The organism is Pseudomonas sp. SST3 (assembly GCF_003325755.1).
Genome location: NZ_QORI02000096.1, coordinates 1 through 4,790, shown reverse-complemented (window position 1 = coordinate 4,790; position 4,790 = coordinate 1). Strand labels below are relative to the sequence as shown.

The 4,790-nt window shown below is 56.2% G+C and carries 4 protein-coding genes and 1 pseudogene; 3 read left to right on the top strand and 2 right to left on the bottom strand.

Annotation, left to right across the window (positions count from 1 at the left end):
- Positions 1-338, top strand: a 338-nt coding sequence (locus DQ405_RS24195) for a DUF1190 domain-containing protein (RefSeq protein ID WP_168426349.1), incomplete at its 5' end; no start/stop codon positions are given.
- Positions 339-349: 11 nt separating this feature from the next.
- Positions 350-1,508, top strand: a pseudogene (locus DQ405_RS24190) (glutathionylspermidine synthase family protein).
- A 137-nt stretch (positions 1,509-1,645) separates the two neighbouring features.
- Here the strand turns inward: DQ405_RS24190 and ycaC are convergent.
- The gene (ycaC, locus tag DQ405_RS24185) at positions 1,646-2,278 is read right to left on the bottom strand and encodes an isochorismate family cysteine hydrolase YcaC (protein ID WP_073452040.1); all 633 of its coding nucleotides are present in this window, start codon (positions 2,276-2,278) and stop codon (positions 1,646-1,648) included.
- A 510-nt stretch (positions 2,279-2,788) separates the two neighbouring features.
- On the opposite strand from ycaC, the gene DQ405_RS24180 reads away from it, so the two are divergent.
- Entirely contained in the window at positions 2,789-3,025 is a 237-nt protein-coding gene (locus DQ405_RS24180; RefSeq protein WP_073452042.1) for a DUF6124 family protein, read from the top strand.
- A 64-nt stretch (positions 3,026-3,089) separates the two neighbouring features.
- Here the strand turns inward: DQ405_RS24180 and fic are convergent, their stop codons facing one another.
- Positions 3,090-4,211, bottom strand: coding sequence for a protein adenylyltransferase Fic (gene fic, locus DQ405_RS24175; RefSeq protein WP_032904192.1), 1,122 nt, complete (start codon positions 4,209-4,211; stop codon positions 3,090-3,092).
- Between the last annotated feature and the right edge of the window lie 579 nt (positions 4,212-4,790).

Below are 4,790 nucleotides of genomic sequence, written 5' to 3'. Positions count from 1 at the left end.
CTCAGGCCAGCGGCGGCTCAGGCTTCTCCACCAGCAGCCTGCTGACCGGCTTGCTGATCGGCAACATGCTGAGCAACAACCGCAACAGCTACCGTTCCGAGCCGGTGTACCGCTACCGCGATGATCGCGGCAACTACGGTAACTCGACGCTCAACCAACGCGTGTCCAATGGCGCGACCTTTGGCCGTTCCAACCAAGCCCGCTACGGCAGCAGCAATTACACCAGCACGCTGCGATCTTCACCTAAGTCGAGCTCGGTTTCATCGGCCACCTCCCGCGGCGGCTTCGGCAGCAAAGCCAGCGCACGCAGCGGCTGGGGCGGCGGGTCGAGCAGCTAAGGAAACCGGCCATGAAGAAGATCCAATGCGCAGAGCGTCATGACTGGAAACACACCGCCGAGAGCCTCGGCTTCCTGTTCCATACCATCGACGGCGAACCCTACTGGGACGAAAGCGCGTACTACCAGTTCACGCTCAAGCAAATCGAGCGCGACCTCGAAGACCCGACCACCGAGCTCCATGACATGTGCATGGACCTCGTCGCCCGCGTGGTCCACAGCGAAGAACTGCTTGAACGCCTGAGCATCCCCGCGCCTTTCTACGACATGATCCGAACCTCATGGCTCGAAGGCCACCCGCACCTTTACGGGCGCATGGACTTCTCCTACAACGGCAGCGGGCCCGCCAAGTTGCTGGAGCTCAACTACGACACCCCCACCAGCCTCTACGAAGCAGCCGCGTTTCAGTGGGGCTGGCTGGAACAATGCATCGAACGCGGCCTGCTGCCCAAGCACGCCGACCAGTTCAATAGCATCGACACCAAACTGCACCAGGCCTTCGCGCAACTGCAGGTCAACCAGCCGTTCTACTTCGCCTCGATGAAAGACTCGATCGAAGACAAAGGCACCACCGACTACCTGCGCCTGGTCGCTGAAAAAGGTCGGCATCGAATCGCGCCACATCGACATCGAAGACATCGGCCTGAACAGCGAAGGCCGCTTCGTCGACCTTGAAGATCGCTGGATTCCCCACCTGTTCAAACTGCACGCCTGGGAGTTCATCTTCCACGAACCCTTTGGTGCCGCGATTGCCCAGAGCGACACACAGTTCTTCGAGCCCGCGTGGAAATCCATTATTTCCAACAAAGGCATCCTGCCGCTGCTGTGGGAATTCAACAAAGGCCACCCCAACCTGCTCGCGTCCCACCTGGACACCGACCCAGGCAAAGCCGTGCCAAAAGGCTGGGTGCGCAAGCCGTTCTTCTCCCGTGAAGGCGCCAACATCGAACTGCAAACCGCCGAAGGCCTGACCGTAAAAGAAGACGGCCCCTACACGGATGCGCCCTTCATCCTTCAAGAGTTCGCACCGCTGCCAAAATTTGGTGACAGCTACACGCTGATCGGCTCTTGGGTCATTGGCGACCAGGCCGCCGGCATCGGTGTGCGCGAGGACAATAGCTTGATCACCAAGGATTCAAGCCGGTTTCTGCCGCACTTGATCCTGGATTAGGGACGTCTGACGGGTTCGTTCCCACGCTCCGCGTGGTAACGCATCCAGTGACGCTCTGCGTCACCCGCACGCCTCTCAATCTACACCCATAAAAAAGCCTGCCTTTTCAGGCAGGCTCAATACGGAGCATGGCAGTCTTAGCTCTGGCGAGCAGACAGGGCCGAGTAGCTGTTCATCAAATTGCGGTAGTTAGGAATCCGCTGGGACAACAGATTCCCCAGCCCTTCGATATCGTTGCGCCAGTCGCGGTGCAACTCACACGCCACCGAGAACCAGTTCATCAACTGTGCACCGGCCTGTGTCATCCGGCTCCACGCCGCCTGCTGCACCGTGGTGTTGAACGTGCCCGACGCATCCGTCACCACAAACACCTCAAACCCTTCTGCCAGCGCCGACAATGTCGGGAACGCCACACACACATCCGTCACCACACCGGCAATGATGATCTGCTTACGCCCGGTGGCCTTGATCGCCTTGACGAAATCCTCGTTGTCCCAGGCATTGATCTGACCAGGGCGAGCGATATACGGCGCGTCCGGGAACATCTCCTTCAACTCCGGCACCAGCGGGCCGTTAGGGCCTTGCTCAAAGCTGGTGGTGAGGATGGTCGGCAAGTTGAAGAATTTGGCCAGGTCAGCCAGGGCCAGCACGTTGTTCTTGAACTCGTTGGGAGAGAAGTCCTGCACCAGGGAGATCAGGCCGGTTTGGTGGTCGACCAGCAGAACAATGGCGTCGTCTTTGTTCAAGCGGTTGTAGGTTGTAGTGCTCATGGTTGAATCCTTTTTTGTTTAGGTTGGTTGGGCGTTGCGTTCAACATGGACACAGATTAATGGGTGGGTGACGAGGGATAAATCGGGTGGGAGGAGTCTTACTGTCAACTTAAAGTGGACAATGGTTGACGCCCGATTTCAGGCCTCCGGGTTGCTGTGCAGAACAGGAGTGAATTGCCTGATTTTGAGTAGCCAGCAGGTCCGATCCCTTTCATTTGCAGGACGTTTCCGAGAAAATCCCAACCGCTTGCGCCAGTGGAATTGGGTGTCTAGGCTGCTGACCGTCACTGCTAATTCAGTGATCGGGTTTAGTCGCCCGGACCTCGCTAGGCGCACGCGCCATCCCAAAGACAGGTGTCTTCTTGCCTGCACTTTATGGTGGCTGTGCGCAGGGCACCCTCGGGTGCGCCGGTGCCTAGCGGCCGGTCGACTAACCTGCGTACAGCCGCCACCTCTGCTCGTTTAGTCGCGAAAGGACGGTGGTAGTCACTTACTGCTAGGAGTTTTGCTATGGATAACGTTTGTTCAGATACGCTGTCGTCACACCTGACCAACCCCTTCACGGTCAATGAAGAACTGAGCTTCGAGGATGCCTGGGTGCAGGTGGCTGAGCTGCTGCATTGTGCGCTGGCTACGTCGCAAGTGATCAGCGAGTCAGTGGCTGCACCACAGAGGGCGGTGATGCATTTGGTGGAGATGGCGAAGATGGTGGCGGATAGGGCGGTGGAGTGTTTGCAGCCTAGGTGATATGACGTCGCCTGTTCGGTTTTGATCGTCCAGGCGACTTATTCACGATTTCCTTAATTTCGGCTCAGAAATAGGGCTTGAATTCGTTGCTGTCGCGAATCAGCAACTGCATCAGCTTTGGATGAATGAACAGTTTTTCCTTTCCGACCTGAACCTCTTGCAGAACATCAATGGAGACCAGCTCTTTGAGGTAGCGAGAAGCAGCCTGGCGCTGAGCGATCTGCTTGTCGACGACGTTGCTAATACGGCAATAGGGCTGCTCAAAAATCACGTCCACCAATTCGCGTGAGTAGGTTTTCGGCAAACGTTCGCGAACAAATTGGCTGGTGTGCTCGGACAGGCTGCGAATGGCGGCAATTTTTGCACTGGTCCAGCGAGCGGTTTCTTCCACGGCAGTAAGCATGTACAGCAGCCAGGGCTCCCAGGCCTGTTCGCGTGTGACATCAAGCAGTAGTCGATAGTAATCGGCTCTATGCGCAATGATGAAATGACTAAGGTAAAGAATCGGTAGATTCAACAGACCTTCCTGGATCAGATACAGGGTGTTTAGCACGCGCCCGGTACGACCGTTGCCGTCTGTGAATGGATGAATAGCCTCGAACTGATAGTGTCCGACAGCCATGCGAACCAGCGGGTCGAGGTCTGTCTCGTTGTGTAGAAAACGTTCCCAGTTGGTGAGCAAGTCGCGTAAGCGATCTTCGCCCTCTGGTGGGGTATAGATGATTTCTCCGGTCCGATCATTGGCTAGCTGGACGCCTGGCACTCGACGGATGTCCATGTCTACACCCTTGAGCGTTCGACAGATCTCTACTGCTGTGCCGGTAGAGAGTGGACGTTCAGCCAGAGACTGGAAACCGTTATGTAGAGCCTTGCGGTACCGGAGGGCTTCTTTGGTCGCGGGATCTGCATGATTGGCGCAATCCTGGGCATGCTGAAAGAGTAAATCTGTAGTAGTGACAATACTTTCGATCTCGGAGCTGTCCTTGGCTTCCAGCAGCGGGATCGTATTGATCAGCATCGTCTGGTTAGGAATCAGCTCGGCTGCTTGTTTCAATTCGGCCAAGGCTGCTCGAGCTTCGATGCAGCGTTTGAGGACTGCTCGGGTTTCCAGTTCTGCCTTTGGCGGCAAGGGTGGAAGCTGGTTATAGGGTCTATCCGCCTGCCAAGGCCGTTGGGGGTTAGTCATGGGGCGCACGCTCACTAGGACGTCCAGTTAAAGGTAAGGCCGCTTTTATAAGCGCCCTTGTCATGTCGCTAGTGTAAAGCCTGCGTGCATAACGTGTCGTTATTTTTGTATTTTTGCGACATGTTTCATCCTCGCGTCGCTGTTGGCGACATGTTGGATATCGATCAGGTCGCTGACTATTTGGGTGAAGCAATGAAGAAGGGGTAATACACCTAGATTGCGTCGAGTCATTTTGATATTGCTGGAGCCCACTGGCCTTTGAATGGCTGCCTATTGCACCAGAGACATGTTCAGGGGGGGCAGAGTGGATCTTTAAGGCTACGTGATTGATGTTTAAGGGGGGGGATTATAAAAAGCCGGCTTGTGGCCGGCTTCTCGGGGACTGCCTCAGCTTGTTTTTGACAAGCCTCACCAGCCTTCAAATCGCTCAGCCCACATTGCGTCGGGCTGAATAGTAGGGCATCCGCGGGAACTCCTCCGCTTCGCCAGCAGGGAGTCAGCTAGAAGCGACCCCTGCCAAATGTGCGGCGCATGATACTCACATTCGCTTCAGTTGCCCACCTCCGGTTCCGATTTAGA

Bases quoted from the DNA above. Each gene is read 5' to 3' on its own strand.
- ycaC (WP_073452040.1), bottom strand. From the start codon at position 2,278: ATGAGCACTACAACCTACAACCGCTTGAACAAAGACGACGCCATTGTT.
- fic (WP_032904192.1), bottom strand. From the start codon at position 4,211: ATGACTAACCCCCAACGGCCTTGGCAGGCGGATAGACCCTATAACCAG.
- DQ405_RS24180 (WP_073452042.1), top strand. From the start codon at position 2,789: ATGGATAACGTTTGTTCAGATACGCTGTCGTCACACCTGACCAACCCC.